This is a genomic window from Janthinobacterium sp. KBS0711, from assembly GCF_000988085.1.
In the GTDB taxonomy this organism is placed as follows: Bacteria; Pseudomonadota; Gammaproteobacteria; order Burkholderiales; family Burkholderiaceae_D; genus Janthinobacterium; species Janthinobacterium lividum_E.
The window spans coordinates 538270-563649 of record NZ_LBCO01000033.1 but is presented as its reverse complement, the minus strand read 5'-3'; the positions used below and the strand labels follow the sequence as shown (position 1 = coordinate 563649).

The window sequence follows — 25380 nt, the reverse complement described above, 5'->3', positions numbered from 1 at the left end:
GGCGATGAGCACATCCATCAGCGACATCCCCAGCCGGTACGGCAGCGCCTGCGGCTTGGCCGCCTCGCCGATGACGCGGATCTGCTCGCCATACGGCCCCGAGAAATTCGTGACGATGACCGTCACCACGGGCAGCTGGATGAACTTGCTCAAGGCTTGCTCGATGTCGCGCGCCAGCTGGGTCGACGTCTTGCCGCTGGCGGGCAGATCCTCGACCAGCGGCGTGGTGATCTTGCCGTCCGGCCGCACGGCCACCGTCAGCGACACTTCCGGGTTGCGCCAGACGATGATGTTGACGGAGTCGCCCGGACCGATCAGGTAATCGTGCATGGGAGCGCTGTCGTCGGAAGGCGCCAGCGGATGGCGCGTGCGACAGGCGCCCAGCAGGCTGGCGGCGCCCGCCAGGACCAGCGTGTTGCAGACAAATGCACGGCGAAATGGATTCATGCGGAGCCTCTTCGAGTCGATGCGCGTCCATGGCCGGCCCCGCAGAACCAGCCTGGGCCGCGAACTACCTATGATTATTAAAACCCGGCAAGTGAACCTTGAGGCGTATCAAGAAGCAATCATCTTGGGAAATCTTGCTCCACAGCCGCCCTATACTTTGCTTACTCAACAAGCAAGTATTTCTTGCAAGACGCCGTCGTTGTCCGCGCCGCCAACCCATCTGCCGTGCAGCACCGTTACCTGAAGGAAGCGACATGGAAGAATTGATACAGCAACTGCTTTCCGGCTTGAAAGGCATCTGGAAGTACCGCTGGCATGCGGTGCTGGTGGCGTGGCTGGTGGCCGTCGGCGGCTTCATCAAGGTCATCACCCTGCCCGACGACTACCAGACGTCGGCGCGCGTGTTTGTCGATACGCAAACCATCCTCAAGCCGTTGATGGCCGGCATGACCAGCGTGCCGAACACGGAACAGCAGGTGGCCATCATGAGCCGCACCCTGCTCAGCCGCCCGAACGTGGAACGTGTCATGCGCATGGTCGACCTCGACCTGGACTCGAAGACCGTGCGCGAACACGAGGCCCAGCTGGACGACTTGATGAGCCGCATCAAGATCACCGGCACCAACGCGTATGACATCTACACCATCAGCTACAGCGGGCGCGACCCGAAACTCGTGCGCGACGTCGTGCAAAGCCTGCTGACCATCTTTGTCGAAGGCAGTTTCCAGGGTAAAAAAGGCGATTCGCAGAAGGCGGTGCAATTCATCGACGAGCAGATCAAGAATTACGAAGACAAGCTGAGCGCGGCGGAAAACCTGGTGAAGGAGTTCAAGATCCGCAACAACCTGCTGCTGCCACGCCAGGGCATCGACTATGGCAGCCAGCTGCTGATGTCGTCCGATAGCCTGAACAATGCCAAGCTGGAACTGGTTGAGGCGGAACAATCGCGCAAGGCCATCCAGAGCCAGATCGAGGGCGACGAGCCCGTGCTCGACATGGAGCCGAACGCCTCGTCCATCACGAATCCCGAACTCGACGAGCGCATCGCCTCGATCAACAAGAACCTCGACAACCTGCGCATGCAATTTACGGAATTGCATCCCGACATCATCGCCTCGAAGCGCCTGGTGGCCCAGCTGGAAGAACGCAAGATCGAGGAAAGCAAGCTGAAAACGGCGTCCGGCGACCCGGGCAAGAACTACAGCCCCATGCTGCAGCAGCTGAAGGTGGCGCTGACGGACGCGGATGCCAAGGTGGCCGCCATTCGCGCCCGCGTGCAGGAATACACCGCGCGCAACGAGCGCCTGCTGGCGCAAAGCAATGCCGTGCCCGAGGTGGAATCGCAGCTGGCGCAGCTCAACCGCGACTACATCATCAACAAGGAAAACTATGAAAAGCTGATCGGCCGGCGCGAAGCGGCCAAGCTGTCGGGCGAACTCAGTTCCACCACCGAGATGATGGCTTTCAAGATCATCGACCCGCCCACGGTGCAATATGCGCCCGTCGGCCCGAACCGCCCGCTGCTGTTCAGCGCGGCGCTGGGCGCGGCCTTGATAGCCGGCGTCGCCACGGCCTTGCTGATCAGCCAGGTGCGCCCCACCTTCCTCAGCCCGTCCGAACTGCGCGACGCCACGGGCTTGAACGTGCTGGGCACGGTATCGATGAACTGGACGCCGCTGCAGCAGGTACGCCGCCGCCGCGCCCGCTACGGCTTTGGCGCCTGCCTGGGCAGCCTGTTCGTCCTGTACGGCGGGGTCATGACGGCCGCGCTGCTGAAATTCTAGATCCAAGGGAGCGACGATGAGCAGCAAGGACAGCGGCAAGCACGAACCCACGATCCTCGGCGTGGCCGAGGCCAGCGTGCCATATATAGTGAACGGTACGGATGGCGCGGACGCAAGCCGGTCGCCCCGCTACCGCGCCCTGAACCTGGCCCGGCTGGCCGAGCAAGGCATGCTCACGCACGATGGCGGGCGCAGCGCCGTGGCCGAGGATTTCCGCATCATCAAGCGCCCGCTGCTGCGCCAGGCGCGCGCCAGCGGCAGCGACTCCATCCGCCACGGCAACCTGATCGTCGTCACCAGCGCCATGCCGGGCGAAGGCAAGACCTACTGCGCCATCAACCTGGCCATGAGCATCGCCATGGAACTGGATATCACGGTACTGCTGGTCGATGCCGACGTGGCGCGCCCTTCCGTGTTGAAAGTGCTGGGCCTGCCGTCCGAGCCGGGGCTGATGGACGTGCTGCTCGACCCGCAACTGGCCATGGCCGACGTGATCCTGAAAACCAATGTGGCCAATCTGAGCATCCTGCCCGCCGGGCGCAGCAACAAGCACGCGACGGAATTGCTGGCCAGCCGCGCCATGAGCCGGTTGCTGGCCGAGATCGCCAGCCGCTATGGCGACCGCATCGTCGTCTTCGACTCGCCGCCCCTGTTGATCACCAGCGAAGCGCACGCACTGGTGGGCCAGATGGGCCAAGTGGTGATGGTAGTCGAGGCGGAAACGACGACCCAGCACGCCGTCAAGGAAGCGCTGCGGCAGATCGAGTCGTGCGAACACATTCATTTGATCTACAACAAGACCAAATCGTTCCCCGGCAACGACTACTACGGCTATGGCCATTACGAGTAGCCGCCGCAGGGCGCTGCCACTGCCGCTGCTGCTGTCCCTGCTGCTGCCCATGCCGGCCAGTGCCCTCGACTGGCTGGCAAAACCGTCGCTGCGCCTGCGCGAAAGCTATACGGACAATGCCTTGCGCGCGCCGCCCGGCAAGGCGCAGTCGGACTTCATCACGGAAATCGCGCCCGCCATCGCCCTCATCGGCACCGGCCCCCGCCTGCGCGTGCACCTCGATTACAGCTGGCACAAATACCTGTCCGGACAACGGGCCGATACCGATAACCACGAACTGCAGGCCTCGGCCGACGCCGAGCTGGTGAAGGACTGGTTCTTCATCGATGCGGACGCCAGCGTGAGCCGGCGCAACATCTCGCCGTTCGGCCCCCAATTGATCGACGACCTGCCCGATACGGACAACGCCAGCACCGTGCGCACCACGGGCATCAGCCCCTATTTGCGCCACCGTTTCCGCGGCCTGGCCACGGCCGAACTGCGCTACACGCGCAACACGGTCGACAGCGGCGGCCAATTGTTGTCCGTGCACAGCGATGAAATGGAATTGCTGCTCAGCGGTGAACCGCGCGGCAACGGCTGGACCTGGAATGCCAGCCACGACGTGCGCCGCACGCAGGACAGCAAGCTGGCGCCCGTGCGCATGCAGCGCAGCAGCGTGGGCTTGCGCTATCCGTTCAACAGCAAATGGTCGGCCACGGCCAGCGGCGGCATGGAAAAGGAAGGGTATATATCCACCAGCGGCAAGGCGCCCGAGGGCCGCTTCTGGTCGCTGGGCGGCGTGTGGACGCCGTCGCCGCGCACCAGCGTGGCCTTCAGCACGGGCAAGCGCTTTTTTGGCACCACCTACAGCCTGGACGCCACGTTCCTGCAGCGTCATACCAACTGGCAACTGAACTACAGCGAAAACATCACCACCATGCCCACGCAGTTTTCACGCCTGGGCAACCGCGACGCGGGCCAGTTGCTCGATCAATTATGGCGCGGCATCTTTCCCAATGCACGCGACCGGCGCCTGCGCATCGATGCCTTCCTGCGCTACGCCAACAGCCTTGGGCCGGAACGGGGCGCCATCAATTACTTCAGCCACCGCTATTTCCTGCAAAAGCAGCTGAAGCTGACGATGGCGCGCGCCACGGCGAAAAGCACGATGATCGCCGGCATCACGGCCGTCGACCGCACGGCGCAAACGGCCAGCGGCATCGACAGCGGCTTGCTGCCCGGCGTGGAATTCGGCAGCGAAGACCGCACGCGCCAGATCGGCGGCAATGTGGGCTGGAGCTGGCAAGCCAGTTCGCGCACCAGCGTGAATGTCAATGCCGGCTACGCCAGCGTGCGCTCGCTGAGCGTGCCCCGGCGCGACAACAACGTCACCGTGACGGCCGGCTACACGCGCATCCTGCAGCCGAACATGACGGCCAGCATCGACGTGCGGCATACGCGGCACGCCAGCAACCGTGGCGGCGATTACCGCGAAAACGGCGTCAGCGCCACGCTCACCATGCAATTCTAAGGAGCCCGCATGTCCGACCCTTCTCTTGCGTCCGCCGCGCCGGCGCACCTGCTGTGCGTGGTGGCCGCGCGCCCCAACCTGATGAAGATGGCGCCCATCCTGGCCGCCCTGGACCGCCAGGCGCCCGCCGTGCGCGTCACCCTGCTGCATACGGGACAGCATTACGACACGGCCATGAATGGCCAGCTGTTTGCGGACCTGGACATGCGCCCGCCCGACATCTGCCTCGACGTCGGCTCCGGCAACCATGCGCAGCAGACGGCCGAGATCATGCGCCGCTTCGACGCCGTGCTCGACGCGCATCCGCCGCTGGCGCCCGATGGCGTGCTGGTGGTGGGCGACGTCAATTCCACCCTGGCTTGCGCGCTGGTGGCGGCCAAGCGGGACATTCCCGTGATCCACGTCGAGGCGGGATTGCGCAGCGGCGACCGGCGCATGCCCGAGGAAATCAACCGCGTGCTGACGGATCAATTGTCCGAGCTGCTGCTGACGAGTGAAGAAGGCGCGCGCGCCAACCTGCTGCGCGAAGGCATCGCCCCCGAACGCATCCACTTCACGGGCAACGTCATGATCGACAGCCTGCGGCGGCAACTGCCGCGCGCCGTACCGCCGGCCGCCACCCTGCGCGCCCACGGCCACGCCTGCCCACCCGCGTATGGCCTGTTGACCCTGCACCGGCCGTCGAACGTGGATGCGCCGGCGCAGCTGGAAGCGCTGCTGGGGGCGTTGGGCCAGCTGTCGCAGCAACTGCCGCTGCTGTTTCCCATCCACCCGCGCACCCTGGCCGGCCTGCGCCTGGCGGGCCTGGAACCGCTGCTGGCGCGGCATGCCATCGTCCGCCTGCCGCCATTGGGCTATTTGGAAATGCTGGGCCTGATGCAGGAGGCGCGCCTGGTACTGACGGATTCGGGCGGCATCCAGGAAGAAAGCACGGCCCTGGGCGTGCCTTGCCTGACTCTGCGCGACAATACGGAACGGCCCGTCACGGTCAGCGATGGCACGAATACCCTGGCCGGCACGCAACCGGCCGCCATCCTGGCGCTGGCGCGCGCCATCCTGGAGACGGGCGGCAAGCGGGGCCGCATTCCACCGCTGTGGGATGGCCACGCGGCCACGCGCATCGCCGCCGTCATCGCGCCCTGGCTGACGGCGCGCCGGGGCACGCCATGACGCCGCCGGTGATTTTGCGCAACGCGCTCACCATCGACGTGGAAGATTACTTTCAGGTCTCCGCCTTCGCGCCGCACATCGCGCGCGCCGACTGGCCCCGCCTGGAATGCCGGGTCGAGGCGAATATCGAGCGCATCCTGCTGCTGCTCGACAGCAGACGCATCCACGCCACCTTTTTCACACTGGGCTGGATCGCCGAGCGCTATCCGGCCATGCTGCGCCGCGTGGCCGACGCCGGGCACGAAGTGGCCAGCCACGGCTATGCGCACCTGCGCGCCTGCGACCAGTCTGCCGCGCAGTTCGCCGACGACGTGCGCCGCAGCAAGACCATCCTCGAGCAACTGACCGGGCTGGCCGTGCACGGCTACCGGGCGCCCAGCTTTTCCATCGGCGCGGCCAACCTGTGGGCCTTCGACGTGCTGCAGGAAGCGGGCTACCGCTACAGTTCCAGCATCTACCCGATCCGCCACGATCACTACGGCATGCCGGATGCTCCCCGCTTCGGCTGGCGGCCACGGGGGCCGCACGGCATGCTGGAATTGCCCGTCAGCACCGTGCGCCTGCGCGGGCGCAACCTGCCGGCCGGCGGTGGCGGTTATTTCAGGTTAATGCCGTATGCACTGTCGCGCTGGCTTTTGCGACGCATCAATTCGCGCGACGGGCAAGCTGGCATATTCTATTTTCATCCTTGGGAACTCGATCCCGGCCAGCCGCGCCCGACGGGCCTCGACGCCAGGACGCGTTTTCGCCACTACCTGAACCTGGGACGCATGGAAGCACGGCTGGGGCGCCTGACGCGCGATTTCGCCTGGGACCGCATGGACCGTATTTTTCTGGAAAGCACATGATGCACGAGGCCAGCCTTGCTCCCGACCCGGCACCGTCCAGCGCCGCCATCGCCGTGCGTTCCCTGCAGGGGCACGAGCATGCGCGCTGGGACGCCTTTGTCGACACGTGTCCGGAAGCGACCTTCTTTCACCGGGCCGGCTGGCAAACCATCATGGAGCAAGGTTTCAAACACGACAGCCATTTCCTGTACGCGGAACAGGACGGGCGCATCGCCGGCGTGCTGCCGCTGGCGCACCTGCGCAGCCGCCTGTTCGGTTCCGCCCTCGTCTCGCTGCCGTTTTGCGTGTACGGCGGCATTGCCGGCGGCAGTTCTTCCGTCCGCCAGGCCCTCGACAGCGCCGCGCTGGCGCTGGCCCGGCGCCTCGGCGTGGGTCACCTGGAATACCGCTGGCGCGAGGTGCCGGAAAACGTGCAACTAAGTCCGGACGCATCCTGGCTGCAGAAACCCCTGTACGCGACCTTCCGCCGCCCCCTGCATCCGGATGTGGAACAGAATCTGCTGGCGATTCCCCGCAAGCAACGCGCCGTCGTGCGCAAGGCCATGGCGGGCGGCCTGCACAGCGCTGTCGACTACGACATCGACCGTTTCTACCCGATCTACGCGGCCAGCGTGCACCGGCTGGGCACGCCCGTCTTCGCACGCCGCCATTTTGCCCTGCTGCGCACGGTCTTCGGCAAGGCTTGCGAGATCCTCACCGTGTATCACGGCCAGCAGGCGCAAGCGAGCGTGCTGCTGTTCTATTTCCGCGATGAAGTATTACCGTACTACGGCGGCGGCAGCGTGCTGGCCCGCAGCACGGGCGCCAACGACTTCATGTACTGGGAAGCGATGCGCCGCGCCTGCGCGCGCGGCTACCGCCTGTTCGATTTCGGCCGCAGCAAGCTGGGGACCGGTGCCTACGACTTCAAGAAGAACTGGGGCTTTACGCCGCAGCCGCTGCCGTATGCCTACAAGCTCGTGCGCGCCAAGGCCTTGCCGGAGGTCAATCCCTTGAATCCGAAATATGCGCTGTTCATCCGCGCCTGGCGCCGCCTGCCGCTGTCGCTGGCCAACCTGCTGGGGCCGCACATCGTGCGGCAACTGGGCTAAGCAAGGGGACCCACCATGCGCGAACTGCTCTTCCTCGCCCACCGCCTGCCGTATCCGCCCAACAAGGGTGACAAGATACGCTCGTGGCACATGTTGCAATACCTGAGCCGGCATTTCCGCGTGCACCTGGGCTGTTTCATCGACGATGACGACGATTGGCAGCACGCGAAAAGCGTGGCCGCCCTGTGCGCCAGCACGCGCTTCATCGACTTGCGGCGCGGCTCGGCCCGCTGGCGCGCCATGCAGGCGCTGCTGTCGCGGCAAGCCATGAGCGTGCAGTACTACCGCGATGCGCGCCTGCTGCAATGGGTCAACGGCTTGCTGTCCGGCGGCAAGGTGCGCCACGCGCTGGCCTTTTCCGGCCCCATGGCGCAATACATCGACGGCAGCGCGGGCCGCCCCCTGCACCGCGTGATCGATTTCGTCGACGTCGATTCCGACAAGTGGCGCCAGTATGGCGACAGCAAGCCGTGGCCCATGTCGCAGCTGTACCGGCGCGAAGCGCATCTGCTGCTGCAGTACGAGCGCCATATCGCCCAGCAGTTCACGGCCGCCAGCTTCGTCTCGCCGGCCGAAGCGGCCCTGTTCCGCCAGTGCGCCCCCATGGCGCGGCGCAAGACGGGCCATTTCAATAACGGCGTCGACACGGCGTACTTCACGCCCATGCCGGCCCAGCCCGCAATCTATCCAGCCGGCGTGCAGGCGCTGGTGTTTACGGGCGCCATGGATTACTGGCCGAACGTCGACGCCGTGCAATGGTTCGTGCGCCACGTCTGGCCCGCCTTGCGGCGCCAGTTTCCCCAGTTGCGGTTCTATATCGTCGGCAGCGCGCCCGTGCCCGCCGTGACGGCGCTGGCCAGGGTGGCTGGCGTGGTGGTGACGGGCAAGGTGCCCGACATCCGGCCCTACCTGGCCGGCGCGGCGCTGGCCGTGGCGCCCCTGCGCATCGCCCGCGGCGTGCAAAACAAGGTGCTGGAAGCGATGGCGATGGGCAAGATCGTGCTGGCCACGCCGCAGGCGCTCGAAGGCATCGCCGCCCAGCCGGGCCTGGAATTGCTGCTGGCGCGCGACGACGCCGAATTCATCCACCATGCGGCGCGCGTGCTGCGCAATGCCCGGAACGGCGCGGCCGAAGGGAGCGGCGCGGCCATCGGCGCGGCGGCGCGCCAGCTGGTCTTGCAGGATTACGACTGGGAACGCAACCTGCGCGGCCTGGGTGCCATGCTGGGCCTGTCGGCAGAGACCGAGGCGGCTGCCAGCGGTATCGCCGCACCTTTGCAGCCCGTGCGGGAGCCATCCACATGAGCGTGCAGCTCGATCAGGCGGCCCGTTTGCCGGATGCGGCCGTCCTGCCGCACGGTCATCCGCGGCGCCAGGCCGCGCTGGCTGCCCTGCTGCTGTCCCTGGCCGCCATCGTGCTGCTGTACCACGCCACGTTCTGGTCGATGGTGGAACTGTGGGCCCGCTCGCAGACGTTCGCGCACGGTTTCCTGATCGTGCCCATCAGTTGCTGGCTGGCCTGGCGCCAGCGTGCCCGCCTGGCCGCGCTGGCGCCCCGGCCATCGTGGCAGGGATTGCTGCTGCTCGGTGCGCTGGGCCTGGCCTGGCTGCTGGCCGACGCCGCCAACGTGCCCGTGGTGGAACAATATGCGGCCACGGCCATGCTGCCCGCCTGCGTGCTGGCCATCCTCGGCTGGCCGGCCGTGCGCCTGCTGGCCTTTCCACTGGCCTACCTGTTTCTGGCCGTGCCATTTGGCGAAGTCTTCCTGGAACCGCTGATCGACTTCACGGCCGCCTTCACAGTCACGGCGCTGCAATGGACGGGTGTGCCCGTGTTTCGCGATGGCAGCAATTTTTCTCTGCCATCCGGCAACTGGTCGGTGGTGGAAGCGTGCAGCGGCTTGCGCTACCTGATCGCCGCGCTGGCCCTGGGCGCCCTGTTCGCGCATGTGAACTGCCACAGCACGCGGCGGCGCGTGGCCGTCATGGCCGCCGCCCTGCTCGTGCCCATCCTGGCCAACGGCGTGCGCGCCTACCTGATCGTGATGCTGGGCCACCTGAGCGACATGCGCCTGGCCGTCGGTGTCGACCACCTGATCTATGGCTGGCTGTTCTTCGGCCTGGTGGTGCTGCTGCTGTTCTGGCTGGCTGCGCGCTGGCGCGAATTGCCGCCACCGCGCGCCGTGCCGCCGACTCAAGCCGTGCGCTTGAGCGCCGGCGCGGCCAGCCCGCGCGCCGTCGTGCGCGCCGGCGTCACCTGCCTGCTGCTGGCTGCCGTGTGGCCGGCACTGGCGCTGGCCAGCCAGCGCGACGACGGCCCCACGCTGCCTGCCATGGCGCTGGCCTTGCCCGATCCGCCCGCCTGGCATCGCCTGCACGATGCGGTAGCAATGTGGCAAGCGCCGTATGCGGGCGCGCCCGCGCGGTTTGCCGCCACCTATGCGCGCCAGGACGGCGATGGCGCGCCGGTCGGGCTGCAACTGCACTGGTATGCGCGCCAGGCGCGCGATGCCGAACTGCTGACGCACCAGGCCTTGCCGTACGGCCCCCGCTGGACGCCGCTGGCGCAGCGCGTGCGGCACGTCAACCTGGCCGGCGGCGAGCTGGCCGTGCGCGAAAGCGTGCTGGCGCATGGCGGCGAACGCCTGCTCGTGTGGCGCGTCTACCGCCAGGGCGGCATCGTCACGGCCAGGCCCGTGCTGGTGAAATTGCTGCTGGCGCAAGCCAAGCTGCTGGGCAGGCGCCAGGATGGCGCCGACATCATCGTCTTTGCCGCCTACGACGAGCTGGCGCCGCCACCCCGCGCGCGCCTGCAAGCGTTCCTGCAAGCGGCGCTGCCCGTCATCGAACAACGCTTGCAGGAGCTGCCGCATGGCCCTTGACTTCGATACCGGCGACACGCAAGCGGCCGGCGCCGCCCCCCTGATCGTGCACGTGATCCACCAGCTCGACGTGGGCGGGCTGGAAAACGGCCTCGTCAACCTGATCAACCATCTGCCGCCGGAACGCTACCGGCACGCCATCGTCTGCATGAAGAACGCCACCGCGTTTCGCCAGCGCCTGACCACCCCGGGTGTCGATGTGATCAGCCTGGACAAGCGCGAAGGCAAGGATTGGCGCCACTACCTGCACCTGTACCGCGTACTGAAACAGCTGCGGCCGGCCCTCGTGCACACGCGCAACCTGGGCTGCCTCGAGGCGCAGCTGCTGGCCTGCCTGGCCGGCGTGCGCCTGCGCGTGCATGGCGAACACGGGCGCGACATGAGCGACTTGCACGGCACGCGCCGCAAATACCGGCTGCTGCGCAAACTGATGCTGCCGCTGGTGCAGCACTTCATCGCCGTCAGCGCCGACCTGGGGCAATGGCTGGTCGACGCCATCGGTGCGGCGCCCGCGCAGGTGTCGCACATCGGCAATGGCGTCGACAGCGTGCAATTCCACCCGCGCCTGGGGCCGCCGGCAGCCGTGGGCCCGCCCGGTTTCCTGTGCAACGGCGCCTTCGTCATCGGCAGCGTGGGCCGCATGGCCCCCGTCAAGGACCATGCCTCGCTGGTGCGCGCGTTTTTGCTGTTGCTGGCGCAGCCGGGCGCCCGCGCGCGCCTGCGCCTGATCATCGTCGGCGACGGGCCGTGCCGCCAGGCCTGCCTGGAACTGCTGCAACAGGCCGGCGTTGCCCATCTTGCCTGGCTGCCCGGCGCGCGCGACGACGTGGCGCAACTGCTGCGCGCCATGGACCTGTTCGTGCTGCCGTCCCTGGCAGAAGGCAGCTCGAACACCATCCTCGAAGCGATGGCGACGGGGCTGCCCATCGTCGCCACGCAGGTGGGCGGCAACGCGGAACTGGTGCAGTCGGGCTGGAGCGGCACCCTGGTGCCGCCCGGCTCGTCCGAAATGCTGGCCGACGCCATGCTCGACTACTACAGCATGCCCGAACTGGGTCCCCGTCACGGCGCGCGCGGGCGGCGCCAGGTGCTGGCCGAGCACAGCCTGCCCGCCATGGCCGGCGCCTACCTGGCCGTGTACGACCGCCTGACGGGCTCGCGCCAGCCCTCTCCCCTGTCCACCTACCCCTGAAAGGCCTTCCATGTGCGGCATCAGCGGCATCTTTGATTTGCAGGGCCAGCGCGACATCGACGTGCTGCTGCTGGCGCGCATGAACCACAGCCTGCATCACCGGGGGCCGGACGAAGGCGGATTGCACCGCGAGCCGGGCCTCGGCCTGGCGCACCGGCGCCTGTCCGTGATCGACCTGGCCAGCGGCCAGCAGCCGCTGTTCAACGCCGACCGCAGCATCGCCATCGTCTTCAACGGCGAAATCTACAATTACCGCAACCTGATGGCGGAACTGCGCCAGTTCGGCCATCAGTTCCGCACCAGCAGCGACACGGAAGTCATCGTCCACGCGTGGGAACAATGGGGAGAGCAATGCGTGCAGCGCCTGCGCGGCATGTTCTCCTTCGCCCTGTGGGACCGCCGCCGCCATCTGCTGTTCCTGGCGCGCGACCGCCTGGGCGTCAAACCGCTGTACTACGGCGAGGCGCAGGACGGCACCTTGCTGTTCGGCTCCGAACTGAAAGCCCTGCTCGCGCATCCGGCCATGCCGCGCACGCTCGACCCGCTGGCCGTGGAAGAGTATTTCGCCTACGGCTACGTGCCCGAGCCGCGCAGCATCTTCCAGCACGCGCGCAAGCTGCCGCCCGGGCATACGCTCTCGATCCGCGCGGGCCAGCCGCTGCCCGCGCCGCAATCCTATTGGGATATTCCCTTCACGCCGAATCCCCCCGCCAGCGAGGCGCAGGCGGCCGACGAACTGCTGGCGCGCCTGCGCGAAGCCGTGCGCATCCGCATGGTGGCCGAAGTGCCGCTGGGGGCATTCCTGTCGGGCGGTGTCGATTCGAGCGCCGTCGTGGCGCTGATGGCGGGCGTCAGTACCACGCCCGTCAACACCTGTTCCATCTCGTTCGGCGACCCGGCATACAACGAAGCGCGCTACGCCGACCTCGTGGCGCGCCGCTACGGCACGGCGCACCACGCGCGCCAGGTGGAGCAGGACGATTTCGAGCTGATCGACCTGCTGGCCAATTTGTACGACGAACCGTTCGCCGACAGTTCCGCCATGCCCACCTACCGGGTCTGCCAGCTGGCGCGCCAGCGGGTCACGGTGGCCCTGTCCGGCGACGGCGGCGATGAAAGCCTGGCCGGCTACCGTCGCTACCGCCTGCACACGCGCGAAGAAAAAGTGCGCAAGGCGATGGACCCGCTGCTGCCGGCCGGCTTGCGCCAGTCGCTGTTCGGCACCCTGGGCCGGCTGTATCCGAAGGCCGACTGGGCGCCCCGCTTCCTGCGCGCCAAGACCACCTTCGAGGGTCTGGCGCGCGACACGACGGACGCGTATTTTCACGGTGTCAGCCTGCTGGGCGACGCCATGCGCGCACGCCTGTTCAGCCCCGAACTGCGGCGCAGCCTGCAAGGCTACCGCGCTGTCGAAGTGCTGCGCCGCCACGCGCTGGCCAGTCCCGCGCAAGATCCGCTGTCGCAGGTGCAGTACCTGGACCTGAAAACCTATCTGGCCGGCGACATCCTCACGAAAGTCGACCGGGCCAGCATGGCGCATGCGCTGGAAGTGCGCTCGCCCCTGCTCGACCATGAGCTGGTGGCGTGGATGTCGGGCCTGCCGCCGCAGTTCAAGCTGCGGCGCGGAGAAGGCAAATACCTGCTGAAAAAAGCCCTGCGCCCACTGCTGCCCGATACCCTGCTGTACCGCCAGAAGATGGGTTTTTCCGTGCCGCTGGCCGACTGGCTGCGCGGCCCGCTGCGCCAGCGCCTGCAACAGCGGCTGCTGGGCCCCACCCTGGCGCAGTGCGGCCTGTTCGACATGGACTACGTGCGCCTGCTGCTCGATCAGCACGCGAGCGGCCGGCGCGACTACAGCGCGCCTCTGTGGTCGCTGCTGATGTTCGAAGCGTTCCTGCGCCAGGTGCTGCCCGTCGAGGGCCGCAAGGCGCCGGCGCCCGCACCGGCCATGGCCATGGAGTGAAGCCATGCGCATCCTGCACATCCTCGACCACTCGCTGCCCCTGCACAGCGGCTACACCTTCCGCACCCTGGCCATCCTGCGGCAGCAGCGCGCGCTGGGCTGGCACACGGCGCAGCTCACCAGTGCCAAGCAGGGGCCGTCCGACGACGCGCAGCAGCTGGTCGACGGCTGGCATTTCTACCGCACGGCGCCCGATGCGCGCTGGTGGGCGCGCCTGCCCGTGCTGCGGCAAGTGGCCGTCATCATCGGCCTGGCCATGCGCCTGCGCCGGCTGGCGCAACGGCTCAAGCCCGACATCCTGCATGCGCATTCGCCGGCCCTGAACGCCATCGCCGCCCTCAACGCGGGCCGCGCGCTGGGCATCCCCGTCGTGTATGAAGTGCGCGCCTTCTGGGAAGACGCGGCCGCCGACCATGGCAGCAGCCGGCCCGGCGGCCTGCGCTACCGGCTCACGCGCGCGCTGGAAACCTACGCGCTGCGCCGCGCCGACGCCGTCACCACCATCTGCGACGGCTTGCGGCGCGAACTGTGCGCGCGCGGCGTGCCCGCGCATAAAATCACCGTGATTCCGAATGCCGTCGATGCGGGCGATTTCAATGTCTCTGATAATCCAGCACTGGCCCACACGCTGGGTTTGGATGGTCATCCTGTCATCGGCTTCATCGGCTCGTTCTACACCTACGAGGGACTGGCCCTGCTGCTGCGCGCCATGCCGCGCCTGCTGGCGGCGCAGCCGGCATTGCGGCTGCTGCTGGCCGGCGGCGGTCCGCAGGACGCGGCGCTGCGCGCGCTGGCGGCACAACTGGACATAGCCCACGCCGTGGTGTTCGCGGGCAGAGTGCCGCATGCGCAGGTGGCCGCCTATTATCAGCTGATCGACATCTGCGTGTATCCGCGCCTGCCGATGCGCCTGACGGAGCTGGTGACACCCTTGAAACCGCTCGAGGCGATGGCGCAAGGCCGCCTCGTGGTGGCCTCCGACGTGGGCGGCCACCGCGAACTGGTCGAGCATGGCAAGACGGGCATGCTGTTTCGCGCCGGCGACGCCGAGGCGCTGGCGCAGGCCATACTGGCGCTGCTGCTGGCACCTGCCAGCTGGCCGGCGCTGCGGCAGCAGGCGCGCGCCTTTGTCGAGACGGAGCGCAGCTGGGGCGCCAGCGTGGGCCGCTATGCACCCGTGTATGCGCGCGTGGCCGCCGGAGCGATGGCATGATCTTCACGGGCCTGCGCATCGCGCTGGTCGGCCCGCTGCCGCCGCCGGCCGGCGGCATGGCGAATCAAACGGCGCAACTGGCGCGCAAGCTGCGCGAGGACGGCGCGCAAGTGCAGCTGCTGGCCGTCAACGGTCCCGCGCTGCCGCCGTGGCTGGCGCGCATCCGCTACCTGCGCGCCGCGCTGCGCCTGCCCTTGCTGCTGTGGCGCTTGTGGCGCACGGCCAATACGGTCGACCTGTTCCACATCATGGCCAATTCCGGCTGGTCCTGGCACCTGCAAGCTGCGCCCGCGCTGTGGATCGCCAGCCTGAAAGGCAAACCGGCCCTGCTCAATTACCGGGGCGGTGAAGCGGCAGCTTTCCTGGCCCGTGCGCCGCGCCTGGTGGCGTTCAGCCTGCGGCGCGCCAGCGCCATCGTCGTACCCTCGGCCTACCTGGCCGGCGTCTTCGAGCAGTACGGCCATACGGCCCACATCGTGCCGAACGTGGTGGACCTGCAGCGCTTTACATTAGCCACACCCGCCGCGCCACCATCCGCAGACGGCCCGTGCATTCTCGTGGCGCGCCACCTGGAAAGCCTGTACGACAACGCCAGCGCCGTGCGCGCCTTCGCCATCGTGCGCGAGGCTTTTCCCGCAGCGCGCCTGGTGCTGGCCGGCGACGGGCCGCAGCGCGCGGCGCTGGCGCGCCTGGCCAGGTCCCTCGGCGTGAACGATGCCGTGCGCTTCACCGGCCCCGTCGACAATGCCGCCATGCCGGCCCTGTACCAGGCCAGCGACATCGTGCTCAATCCCAGCCTGGCCGACAACATGCCCAATTCCGTGCTCGAAGCGCTGGCCTGCGGCGTGCCGGTCGTCAGCACCAACGTGGGCGGCATTCCCGCCCTGCTGCAGGACGGCGTGACGGCGCTCCTCGTGCCGCCCGGCGATCCAAGCGCCATGGCGCACGCCATCCTGGCGCTGCTGCGCGACCCGCCGCGCGCGCAGGCGCAAGTGCGGGCGGGCCTGGCGCACGCCGCCACCTTCGGCTGGCCCGACATCGCGCCCAGGCTGGCCGCGCACTACCGCCGCATCCGCGCCGCGCCGCGCCCCGGCGCCTACACGCGCCTCGTCGCCCGCTGGCTGTTTCCCCTGCATGAATGGTGCAAGGGCCACCACAGCACGCGCCTGCTGCGCCGGATGGAACGCTCGCAATGGTGGAGCGCTCAGCAACTGCAACAGTGGCAGCTGGCGCGCCTGCGCGCACTGTTGCGCCATGCGGGCGACCACGTGCCGTATTACCGCGCCCTGTTCGCCCGCAGCGGTTTCGATCCGGAACAGGTGCGGCAACTGGCCGACTTGTCGCACCTGCCACTGCTGAGGAAGCGCGACATCGCCGCCGCGCGCGACAGCTTCAAGTCCACCCGCGCTGTGGGCCTGCGCCCGTTCGCCACGGGCGGCTCCAGCGGCGAGCCGCTGCAGTTTTTCCTCGGGCGCCGGCGTGTCAGCCACGACATCGCCGCCAAGTGGCGCGCCACGCGCTGGTGGGGCGTCGACATCGGCGACCGCGAAGCCGTGCTGTGGGGTTCGCCCATCGAGCTGCATGCGCAAGACCGCGTGCGCCGCCTGCGCGATGCGCTGCTGCGCACCGCTTTGCTGCCCGCGTTTGCCATGTCGCCCGCGCGCCTGGACGGCTACGTGCAGCAATTGCGCCGCTGGCGCCCGCGCATGCTGTTCGGCTATCCGTCGGCCCTGTGCCGCATCGCCAGCCATGCCAGCGCGCGCGACTTGCCGCTCGACGGCCTGGGCGTGAAGGTGGCATTCGTCACGGCCGAACGCCTGTATGACGAGCAGCGCGCGCAGATCGCCACCGCCTTCGCCTGCCCCGTGGCCAACGGCTACGGCGGGCGCGACGCGGGCTTCATCGCCCACGAATGCCCGGACGGCGGCATGCACATCACGGCCGAAGACATCATCGTGGAAATCGTCGATGGCCAGGGCCGGCCGCTGCCCGCAGGTGTGACGGGCGAAATCGTCGTCACGCATCTGGCCACGCAGGACTACCCGTTCATCCGCTACGCCACGGGCGACGTGGGCGCGCTGGGCACCGAACCATGCACCTGCGGGCGCGGACTGCCCCTGCTGCAAAAAATCGAAGGCCGCAGCACGGATTTCCTCACGGCGGTCGATGGCACCGTCATGCACGGCCTGGCCCTCGTCTACATCGTGCGCGAACTGCCGCAAGTGCGCAGTTTTAAAATCATCCAGGAAAGCCTGCTGCGCACGCGCGTGCTGCTGGTCTGCCTGCCACGCCTGGACGACACCACGCGCGCCACCATCGTGGCTGGTTTCCAGGCCAGGCTGGGCGCGCAAGTGGACATCGCCATCGAGGAAGTCGACGAGATTGCGGCGGAGGCGTCGGGAAAATACCGCTATGTGCTCAGCAAAGTCGCCTAGCAAGCAGGCCTACATCGACACGAGATAATTTTTCCCTACCACGCGGCCATGCCGGTCCAGCTCCACCGACCACACTTCCAGCTCCGGGTTCATGCGATTATCGAACCACAACCGCTCGGCGCACGGAGCCGCGCATGGCGCCGAGCCATAGCGTTCGAACGACTCGCCGGCCCGCTCCACATGGGTCGGCGCACCGAAGCGGCCAAGCACCGTTTGCCGCATGTCGCCCGTCTGGACTTGATCGAACGCTGCTTTGCGGCTGTTGGAGAACACGCAGCATGCGGCGACATACCAGGCCGGACTGAGGATGAGCAGGCACAGTAGTATTTTTTTAGGCGATATCTTGATTTGCATACCGTATTGTCGATGACTTCATCGGGCGCGGCAAGCCGGCCGGAACGAGGCTGGACAGAGTTAGAAAGAGGCAGGTCGGCTATGCAAGCGCGATCTCGACGTTAGATACTAGGCTTGTACGTCCGTTTTCGCCGCAAAGCGGCCAGTAGCTAGTCTGCTGATCGCCCGATCTACTGTTTCAGAAAGGGAAGCTTCCCATCTAATAGGACCCGTTCCATTGAATATCCGGCGCCGTAATATCGCCCTTGCTCATTCTTGACTTCGACCTTGAGATAGGTTCGGTTAGGGCATTTGCCAGTCTTGGCGTGATACCAGTAGGTTGCGATCCTGATCCATTCGTTTCCGATGCCTCGCTTTCCGTAGTTGATGGCTTCAAAATCAAACGATTCAATGCGTCCGAAGATTCTTTGCATACCCCATGCTGGCTTTACCAACTCATCGCGGGAGTAGACCAATTTGAGTTTAGGCGACATAGATGCGTAAACGCCATCGAGTTCATTTTGCGCGAGCTGTTTTGCAGTCTGATCAGCGAGAGCAAGGATTGCGACATCCACAACTTTGCCCAAGGACTCAAACGCAAATGTCGGCTGTACCGTTAGCAACGGCGTTACGACAAGCAGCATTGCCTTTAAGAAATACATCGTGTTTCCAAAATATAAAACATTATTTTCTTGTGCCACTCTTTAAACTGCAATGCTGCGGCATTAATTGCCATAGAGTATATGAGTAAAAATCAATCCATAAAAATAAGAGAGGCGACTATCACAATCACAATGCCAAAAACAAAAACATAATGAATAATTTTCTCGCTTTTTGGCGCCTCAGAAAGACGCTGAGCATTGGTTTTTATCAAGACATCTTTTAGTGTAAATCTGCTGTTTTTCTTATGATCCACAGCTTTTCTCCTTGGAAATTTTTTCATTCCTAAACTAAAAGGTAAAATTCCACGGTGGGTGCATGTTTTCTTATTTAAATAATTGCCAACAAAAAGTCCGCTTCTGCCCGAATGCCGCCTAAATTTAGTGATGAATCATTGGCCCAGCCACTGGATTTCAGGTGTTCTCACGTGCAGCGGCAACCAGTACTTCAGTGCATTTATTGCAGTCTCGACGGTCAATCCACCCACAAAAAACCCTCGATGCTCGTGTGCTTGTACTGCGGCTCGGCCTTGTGCATCTACGTTAATTATAAAATTGCCATAGTCGATGCCGTCGCCGAGGCACGCGACAAAAAGGCCCGATTCAGGCTTCAGATTGACAATCGAGAACGTCAGAACATCATCCTCGCTAAGGGACCTGAACTCCAATTGAGTTGGCTTTTTCCCTAAGGTCTCGAACTCTACATAGTAATGTGCTGCTAATCGCATTCTGCTTTATCTTATAATGGCTGACGCTTAGTTCTGCCGATTGAATCCGCAGCCTAAAGCTGTCAAAATTTCTCGGATGTATGGGACTGCATCACTTGTTCAATTTTTATCTTTTCCGTTTCCAGGTCGATTTTGAACGGTGTGTTGTTCGAGCTGCATACGGCTAGAACGCGCCCATTTTGCTCAATTAACCTAACTCCGGCCAGCACCTTTACCACATTGGCATGCGATTTCGGGGCGGCTCCGAGCACGTCCGCAAACTGGACAGAGTGCGGTCCAGAACCCATGAAAGTCGAAGTGTCCAACGCAGACTCCAGCCACTCCTCACGCCATAACAATTCGCTGGACATTACGGTAAAGGGTGTTTCAAACTCGCTCCATGAGAAGGAGTGGTTCCGAGCTAACGTATAGAGGCAAATTGGGAATACCTCAAACCATTTACCTACCGTGACTTCTTCAACAGCGAAACTTATAACCTCATTGTTGTCGAGCCGAAGTGCTGCGAAACTGTACTCTGAATGGAACGCCCGAATCGTACGGCCCTCAAGGTTGGGCGAACCGTCATAACAGCTCACAATTTTTGAATGAACCATTCTATTGCATTTCTCGATATTGATAGGTACGCCGCGCGGCATGAGCGTCCGGAAATGGCCGGTTGCCATCATTGTCAGATTTCCCGCCAAAGCCAATGAACAGTGAATCCGTTCTGTCGTCGCAAAGCTGGCGTTCGCTGCTCGAGGCGCTCTCCCCGATCATCGACATTTACGGGAAAAACACTCGACAAAAGAAACGGGCTTGCGGTTCGCCAAGACGTTCGGTTGACGGCGGGTCAGCCGATACGCACTTGCGATGCGCCGGCATCCAATATGCGGAACAAGAAATCTTCCACTGCGCTCACCGGCGACGAGCCAAGATCAAGCGTCACTCTCCAACCCTCTTTTGTCGGTTCCAGCTCAGACATGAAATGTACGACGCCGAAAAGGCCTTCTTCGGTAGCTACGTTTTCGTCGTCGGTATCGAACCACTTCAGGAACCACGCCTGAAAGACGTTTGAAACGGCCTCTTGGCTCAGACCAAGCACTTCGAGTGGCGTCCAATCCCAAACGAATGGTGAAAGAACCACTTCACCGGCACCCGACGCAAAAGTGACTGCCGCAAAGGTCAACTCGGTCTCGGAGTCGACCTGAATCGCTTGGCCCGCATTGATCCCCTCCATCGGGATGACGTCGGCTCTGCAAGGAAGGCCGAGCAAGCCGTCGACGGCCAGCGAGCCACACTTTGCCTGTATGCCGGCTCCACATGCGATACAACCTGAGTGGCGACCCGTGCAAGGGTGTCGATGTATGGCCGGCGAACGGCGGCGAGAAATTCGGAAAGCGTCATGGTGGGACTGTAAGTTCAGACAAAATATTCAGGACCGTTCGGGCAGCTGCATAGCTGCCGATCCAGCACACGGTTACGCTTGATCGTCCGCTCGCAGCCGATCGCGGACGGTCAGAATAGCTGAGTGTACGAGGTTGTTGCTTTCAGGGCAAGCAAGGGGGTTTGTACAGCATTTTGACACGCATTAATGCACAGACAAATGCCAGGAAAAAAAGAGTAATTACTCTCTGAACATCTGTTCCAGCCTTTGCTGATCCCCCGCCGCCACAAAACAGGCAGCCTGCCACCGCTGCGTGCGCTGTGCCTGGACAGACTCAGGCGCGCACCACGGCGGATACACGCGCAGCGCGCGCTTGCCTCCGGCTCCGGCGCGCGACATCACGCCCCGTTCCAGCAGCACCTTGCGCGGAAAGATGAAAAAACCGTGCTGCGCGCCGTCGTCGTCGGCCACGGCGATGATGACGACGTCAACGGGGTCCGTGTCGTCCAGCGGGGCGATCTCGGCATCCGGATGGGGGCGCTTCCAGACGGTGACGAACTGGCCGGTTTTCGTCGGCGTGGTTTTGGCCACGCGCAAGACCAGGCGCTTGCCGTCCAGGGTGGCGCGGCAGGCGCCGTATTCCGCGCTTTCCGCTTCCGGCACGGGCGCTTGCGGCAAGCCCAGGAAGGCCCAGGGACTGGCCTTCATTGCGCGCTGAATTCGGCTGCGGCTTTGGCCGCCCACAGCGCTTCGGCATGGCTGGCGAACGGGCTGTCGTAGCCGTCGACGGTGCCATCCTCGTCGACAAAATACAGCCACCAACCGTCGGACTGCTCGATGATGGCCGTGTGGCCTGGTGCGCAATGGGTGTCGATGGACTGGCCGGCCGTCAGGGTGGTGATGGTGATGCTGCGGTGAATGATATGCTGGGGTGTCATGGGGTGAAATCGTGCAAGAAAATCAATGGCCATAGTGTAGCCGCGCCGGCCGATCCTGGCCAGTGCGCTACACTATTCCTTCACACGGAGGACGACATGGCATCACAGCAAGGCACGGTGGATTTTTTGCTCGACCAGATGGCGGGCGCGGGCAGCATCAGCGCGAAAAAGATGTTTGGCGAGTACGGCTTGTATTGCGACGGCAAGATGTTCGCCGTCGTCGCCGACGACCAGCTGTTCATCAAGCCGACGGACGCGGGCCGCGCCTGGATCAGCGCGCAAGGCACGTTGCAGGAAGCACCGCCCTATCCGCAAGCCAAGCCGTACTTCCTCATCGATGGCGGGCTGTGGGATGAGCGCGACTGGCTGAGCCAGCTGGCGCGGCGCACGGCGGACGCCTTGCCGCTGCCGAAACCCAAGCCGCCGCCCAAGCCAAAAAAACAGGCGTCAGCCAGCTAGTACGCTATTCTCGCATTGCTTGCCTTGGCGGAAGCATTGCAGGTTGTGATACGTGATGGCGGCGATTTCGCGCAGCGCTTCGCTGGTGAAGAAGCCCTGATGGCCCGTGACCAGCACGTTCGGGAACGTCATCAGGCGCTGGAAGATGTCGTCGTCGATGATGTCGGACGAGCGGTCCTGGAAGAACAGATTGCTTTCCTGTTCATACACGTCGATGGCCAGGGAGCCCAGCTGGCGCGATTTGAGCGCTTCGATGACGGCGCCCGTGTCGATCAGGCCGCCGCGCGACGTGTTCACCAGCATGGCGCCCTTCTTCATCAGCGGTAACGTTTCTTCGCTGATCATGTGGCGCGTACTTTCCATCAGGGGGCAATGCAGGGAAACGATATCGGACTCGGCCAGCAGCCGCGGCAGTTCCACCATCGTGCCCAGTTGCGCAAACGCGGGCGCCGGATACGGGTCGTGGCCCAGCACCGTGCAGCCGAAACCCTTGAAAATGCGCGCCGTGGCCAGGCCGATCTTGCCCGTGCCGACGATGCCCACCGTCTTGCCGAACAAAGTGGCGCCCAGCAAACCATCGAGCGAGAAATTGCCTTCGCGCACGCGGGCATAGGCACGGTGCGTATGGCGGTTCAACGTCTGCACGAGGGCCAAGGTATATTCGGCCACGGCTTCCGGCGAATATGCGGGTACGCGGGCAACGAACAGGCCCAGGCGTTTGGCCGTTTCCAGGTCGAGGTTGTTGTAGCCGGCGCAACGCAGCAGGATGGCGCGCACGCCGTAACCGTGCAGGGCTTCCAGCACGGGCGCGTCGAGCACGTCGTTGACGAAGACGCACACGGCGTCCGCGCCTTGCGCCAGGACCACGGTTTCCTGGCTCAGCAAGGCGCTGTGGTAGACCAGTTCAATGCCGGCGGAATCGGGCTGGGACGGCAAGGCTTCATCGAAGAAGCGGCGGTCGTAGGGCTGGCTGGCAAAGAAGGCGATTTTCATGGGGCGTCCTGGAACTTGCTGGATGGCAAAACGCCATCATAGCGCAAGCCCCCTGCCCCACGGCGTACGCCTGACTTGCCTGGCCGCCTATTTGGGTTCGCGCGGCAAGGTCAGTACGTGGCGCAAATACGCCGTTTCCTCGGCGTGCTGCGCGTGATAGCGCTCGCGCGCGGCGCGCATGGCCGCCTGGTGGGCCGCGATGCCGCTTTCCGTCAGCTCGGCGCCGAAGTCCGCCGGCACCCGCTCGGGGCCGCCGAACAGGCGCGCGAGGATGAAGCGGCCCACATTGTCGCGGTAGTGCGACGCTTCCCAGTAATAACGCATCGCGCCTGCGCCCGTCACCTGCGGGATCGGCTCGCTGGTGATGCTGTTGAAGCCGGAAAAATCATACAGGCGCACATCGCAGCCCAGGCGCCGGTAGCGTCCGGCCATCTGCGCCAGGTCGCGCTGCCAGGCTTCCATGGCTTCCCACTTGCCGCGCCAGTACAGGGCGTCGAGCGTGAGCGCGTGCGTGGGATTGATGTACAGGCGCAAGCGCGTACCGCCCCGGCACAGCTTGCCGACGCTGGCATCGAAGGCTTGCAGCGCGGGTTCGGTGGGCCCCAGGCCATCGCCGAATTCCTGCAGGCGCGGCGTGAACGCGCGCGCCGTGCCGGTCCAAGTCCGGTTGCGGCTGGTAAGGCAGGACTCGTCTCGCTGGCCGTACAGGGCCAGGCTGGACAGACAGACGCCGTCATAGGTACCGTTGAGGATGCGCCAGCTGTCCTGGGTCATGTCCACAGTCAGGCCGCGCTTGATGTTGAGCAAGGCGCGCCGCGCGAAAAACGCGGGGCCGCCGTCCGTCAGCCCCGGCTCCACACCGGCCGAGCCCAGTTCCAGGGAAAACGACGGCGCGTCGATGCCCCACACCATGGTGTCGACCTGGCTGACCCTGGCAGCGTGCTCGGCCAGGCGGATGGCCTCGCCGATGGAGGCGCCCGAGACGGCGCTGTTGAACACGCTCTTGCCGTCGAACAAGGTACGCATGCTGCTCGCCGGCAAACCCATTTCCGTGCGCGAATTGCCGATATACACGATGGCGGGCCGGTAGCGCGCCACGGCATACGTCTTGCTCCACACGCTGAGTTTTTCGGTCGTCGGCCGCAATCGCTGCAACAGCGGGCTGTCCCACTGGTGCAACAAATAGGGGTCGACGTGGTAATTGACGGCGGAAACGAGGGCCAGCGCGGCCAGCGCGCAGGCAAGGAAGATGGCGAGGTAGCGGCGGGCGTTGGTATCCATGGTCGGCATTGGAAGTAGAAAAATGGCGTATGGGTGGGGCTTTGCATCAACGCCGGATCAGCGGCCCGTCCAGCACCCGCTGCGTATAGGCCGTTTCGCGCGCATGTTCCACGCGGTAGCGGTCGCGTGCGGCGCGCGTGGCCGCATGGTGGGCGTCGACGTTGGCCTGCGTCAGTTCCACGCCGAAATCGGCTGGCGGCGGCGTATCGCCGCCAAACAGGCGTGCAAGAATCAGGCGGCCCACATTGTCCCGGTAATGCGACACTTCCCAGTAATAATGCATGTCGGGCTTGCCGCTGACGAGCGGGGTCGGCTCCGTCGTGATGCTGTTAAAACCGGAAAAATCATACAGGCGCACGTCGCAGCCCTGCTGACGGTGGCGCTCGGTGATCCGCACCAGGCCGCGCTGCCAGGCCTGCATGGCATCCCACTTGCCGCGCCAGTGCAGCGCGTACAAGGTCAGCGCGTGCGTGGGGTTGATGTACATGCGCAGGCGCACGCCGCTACTGCACAGCTTGGCTATGCTGGCATCGAACGCCGATGTCGATGGCGGCGTCGGCCCCTGGCCGTCGCCAAATTCCTGCAGCCGCACGGGAATGGCTTCCGCCGTTCCCAGCCAATGTCGTATCCCCTTGATGGTGCACGTCTCGTCGCGCTGCCCATACCGGGCCAGGCTGGAACGGCAGACGTCACCGGCATTGCCGGTCAGAATGCGCACGCTGTCCTCCGTCATGTCCAGGGTCAGGCCGCGCTTCAGGTTGACGAGGGCGCGCTGGGCGAAAAAGCCGTGCCGGGCGCCCGTCAGGCTGTCTTCCACCCGCGCCGCCCCCATGTCCAGGGAAAACGTGGGCGCGTCGATGCCCCACACCATGGTCTCGACGCGGCTGACCCTAGCCGCATGCTCGGCCAGGCGGATGGCGTCGCCGATCGAGGCGCCGGACACGGCGCTGTTGAATACGCTCTTGCCGCCGAACAAGGCGCGCACGCCCGTCGGCAGGCCCAATTCCGTGCGCGAATTGCCGATGTAGATGATGGCCGGCCGGTAACGCGCCACGGCATAGGTCTTGGCCCAGGCGCCGAGCTTTTCGTTCAGCTGGCGCGGGCGCTGCACCAAGGGGCTGTCCCACTGGTGCAACAGGTAGGGATCGACCTGGTAGTTCAGTAACGAGATACCGCCCAGCACGAGGAACACGCAGGCGAGGAAGCAGACAAGATAGCGGCGGCCGGCGGTATCCATG

General features: G+C 65.1%; 25 protein-coding genes. 13 read left to right on the top strand and 12 right to left on the bottom strand.

Annotated features, from left to right (window positions below):
* Window positions 1-447: polysaccharide biosynthesis/export family protein (locus VM94_RS21105; RefSeq protein ID WP_046685666.1), on the bottom strand; the 447-nt coding region annotated here is incomplete at its 3' end.
* Between the two features lie 254 nt (window positions 448-701).
* Here VM94_RS21105 and VM94_RS21100 point away from each other — a divergent pair.
* From VM94_RS21100 to VM94_RS27885, 12 genes are read left to right on the top strand one after another with little or no spacing between them, the layout of a single operon-like run.
* A complete protein-coding gene (locus tag VM94_RS21100) occupies window positions 702-2231 on the top strand; it encodes an XrtA system polysaccharide chain length determinant (RefSeq protein WP_046685199.1) in 1530 nt (509 codons plus the stop codon).
* Between the two features lie 16 nt (window positions 2232-2247).
* Window positions 2248-3081: an XrtA-associated tyrosine autokinase gene (locus tag VM94_RS21095; RefSeq protein WP_046685198.1), complete on the top strand. Its 834-nt coding sequence runs from the start codon at window positions 2248-2250 to the stop codon at window positions 3079-3081.
* The gene (locus tag VM94_RS21090) at window positions 3065-4594 is read left to right on the top strand and encodes a TIGR03016 family PEP-CTERM system-associated outer membrane protein (protein WP_046685197.1); all 1530 of its coding nucleotides are present in this window, start codon (window positions 3065-3067) and stop codon (window positions 4592-4594) included. The genes VM94_RS21095 and VM94_RS21090 overlap by 17 nt, the downstream gene beginning before the upstream one ends.
* Window positions 4595-4603: 9 nt before the next feature.
* Entirely contained in the window at window positions 4604-5764 is a 1161-nt protein-coding gene (gene wecB / locus VM94_RS21085; protein WP_046685196.1) for a non-hydrolyzing UDP-N-acetylglucosamine 2-epimerase, read from the top strand.
* Window positions 5761-6612 (top strand): XrtA system polysaccharide deacetylase, encoded by an 852-nt coding sequence (locus tag VM94_RS21080; protein ID WP_046685195.1) that lies wholly within the window; start codon window positions 5761-5763, stop codon window positions 6610-6612. Before wecB ends, VM94_RS21080 begins: the two co-directional genes overlap by 4 nt.
* Entirely contained in the window at window positions 6612-7703 is a 1092-nt protein-coding gene (locus VM94_RS21075; RefSeq protein WP_046685586.1) for a FemAB family XrtA/PEP-CTERM system-associated protein, read from the top strand. Before VM94_RS21080 ends, VM94_RS21075 begins: the two co-directional genes overlap by 1 nt.
* Before the next feature lie 15 nt (window positions 7704-7718).
* Window positions 7719-9008: a TIGR03087 family PEP-CTERM/XrtA system glycosyltransferase gene (locus VM94_RS21070; RefSeq protein ID WP_046685194.1), complete on the top strand. Its 1290-nt coding sequence runs from the start codon at window positions 7719-7721 to the stop codon at window positions 9006-9008.
* Window positions 9005-10585, top strand: coding sequence for an exosortase A (gene xrtA, locus VM94_RS21065; RefSeq protein WP_046685193.1), 1581 nt, complete (start codon window positions 9005-9007; stop codon window positions 10583-10585). The genes VM94_RS21070 and xrtA overlap by 4 nt, the downstream gene beginning before the upstream one ends.
* Complete coding sequence (locus VM94_RS21060; RefSeq protein WP_082127830.1) at window positions 10575-11777, top strand: TIGR03088 family PEP-CTERM/XrtA system glycosyltransferase; 1203 nt, start codon at window positions 10575-10577, stop codon at window positions 11775-11777. The genes xrtA and VM94_RS21060 overlap by 11 nt, the downstream gene beginning before the upstream one ends.
* A 10-nt stretch (window positions 11778-11787) precedes the next feature.
* Window positions 11788-13740, top strand: a complete 1953-nt coding sequence (locus VM94_RS21055) for an XrtA/PEP-CTERM system amidotransferase (protein ID WP_046685192.1) — start codon at window positions 11788-11790, stop codon at window positions 13738-13740.
* Window positions 13741-13744: 4 nt separating this feature from the next.
* Complete coding sequence (locus VM94_RS21050) at window positions 13745-14953, top strand: TIGR04063 family PEP-CTERM/XrtA system glycosyltransferase (protein ID WP_046685191.1); 1209 nt, start codon at window positions 13745-13747, stop codon at window positions 14951-14953.
* The gene (locus VM94_RS27885; RefSeq protein ID WP_082127829.1) at window positions 14950-17388 is read left to right on the top strand and encodes a glycosyltransferase; all 2439 of its coding nucleotides are present in this window, start codon (window positions 14950-14952) and stop codon (window positions 17386-17388) included. Before VM94_RS21050 ends, VM94_RS27885 begins: the two co-directional genes overlap by 4 nt.
* A gap of 9 nt (window positions 17389-17397) precedes the next feature.
* On the opposite strand, the gene VM94_RS21040 is transcribed toward VM94_RS27885, so the two are convergent.
* The 8 genes from VM94_RS21040 to VM94_RS21010 form a co-directional block, all read right to left on the bottom strand.
* A complete protein-coding gene (locus VM94_RS21040; protein WP_052755859.1) occupies window positions 17398-17742 on the bottom strand; it encodes a hypothetical protein in 345 nt (114 codons plus the stop codon).
* A 170-nt stretch (window positions 17743-17912) separates the two neighbouring features.
* Window positions 17913-18422: a hypothetical protein gene (locus tag VM94_RS21035; protein WP_138829199.1), complete on the bottom strand. Its 510-nt coding sequence runs from the start codon at window positions 18420-18422 to the stop codon at window positions 17913-17915.
* 53 nt (window positions 18423-18475) lie between these two features.
* A complete protein-coding gene (locus tag VM94_RS28595) occupies window positions 18476-18637 on the bottom strand; it encodes a hypothetical protein (RefSeq protein WP_157808731.1) in 162 nt (53 codons plus the stop codon).
* Between the two features lie 135 nt (window positions 18638-18772).
* On the bottom strand, window positions 18773-19108 hold the full coding sequence (locus VM94_RS21030; RefSeq protein ID WP_138829198.1) for a hypothetical protein: 336 nt from the start codon (window positions 19106-19108) through the stop codon (window positions 18773-18775).
* 62 nt (window positions 19109-19170) lie between these two features.
* A complete protein-coding gene (locus VM94_RS21025) occupies window positions 19171-19773 on the bottom strand; it encodes a hypothetical protein (RefSeq protein ID WP_138829197.1) in 603 nt (200 codons plus the stop codon).
* A 164-nt stretch (window positions 19774-19937) separates the two neighbouring features.
* A complete protein-coding gene (locus tag VM94_RS21020; protein ID WP_235432973.1) occupies window positions 19938-20324 on the bottom strand; it encodes a hypothetical protein in 387 nt (128 codons plus the stop codon).
* A 387-nt stretch (window positions 20325-20711) separates the two neighbouring features.
* A complete protein-coding gene (locus VM94_RS21015; protein ID WP_046685187.1) occupies window positions 20712-21179 on the bottom strand; it encodes a MepB family protein in 468 nt (155 codons plus the stop codon).
* On the bottom strand, window positions 21176-21409 hold the full coding sequence (locus tag VM94_RS21010; RefSeq protein ID WP_046685186.1) for a hypothetical protein: 234 nt from the start codon (window positions 21407-21409) through the stop codon (window positions 21176-21178). Before VM94_RS21010 ends, VM94_RS21015 begins: the two co-directional genes overlap by 4 nt.
* A gap of 96 nt (window positions 21410-21505) precedes the next feature.
* Between VM94_RS21010 and VM94_RS21005 the strand changes: the two genes are divergently transcribed.
* Window positions 21506-21868: a TfoX/Sxy family protein gene (locus VM94_RS21005; protein ID WP_046685185.1), complete on the top strand. Its 363-nt coding sequence runs from the start codon at window positions 21506-21508 to the stop codon at window positions 21866-21868.
* Here the strand turns inward: VM94_RS21005 and VM94_RS21000 are convergent.
* The 3 genes from VM94_RS21000 to VM94_RS20990 form a co-directional block, all read right to left on the bottom strand.
* A complete protein-coding gene (locus VM94_RS21000) occupies window positions 21857-22861 on the bottom strand; it encodes a 2-hydroxyacid dehydrogenase (RefSeq protein WP_046685184.1) in 1005 nt (334 codons plus the stop codon). The two genes, VM94_RS21005 and VM94_RS21000, sit on opposite strands and share 12 nt — an antisense overlap.
* Window positions 22862-22948: 87 nt before the next feature.
* Window positions 22949-24142, bottom strand: coding sequence for a hypothetical protein (locus VM94_RS20995; protein WP_046685582.1), 1194 nt, complete (start codon window positions 24140-24142; stop codon window positions 22949-22951).
* A 46-nt stretch (window positions 24143-24188) separates the two neighbouring features.
* Window positions 24189-25379, bottom strand: a complete 1191-nt coding sequence (locus VM94_RS20990; protein WP_046685183.1) for a hypothetical protein — start codon at window positions 25377-25379, stop codon at window positions 24189-24191.
* Between the last annotated feature and the right edge of the window lies 1 nt (window position 25380).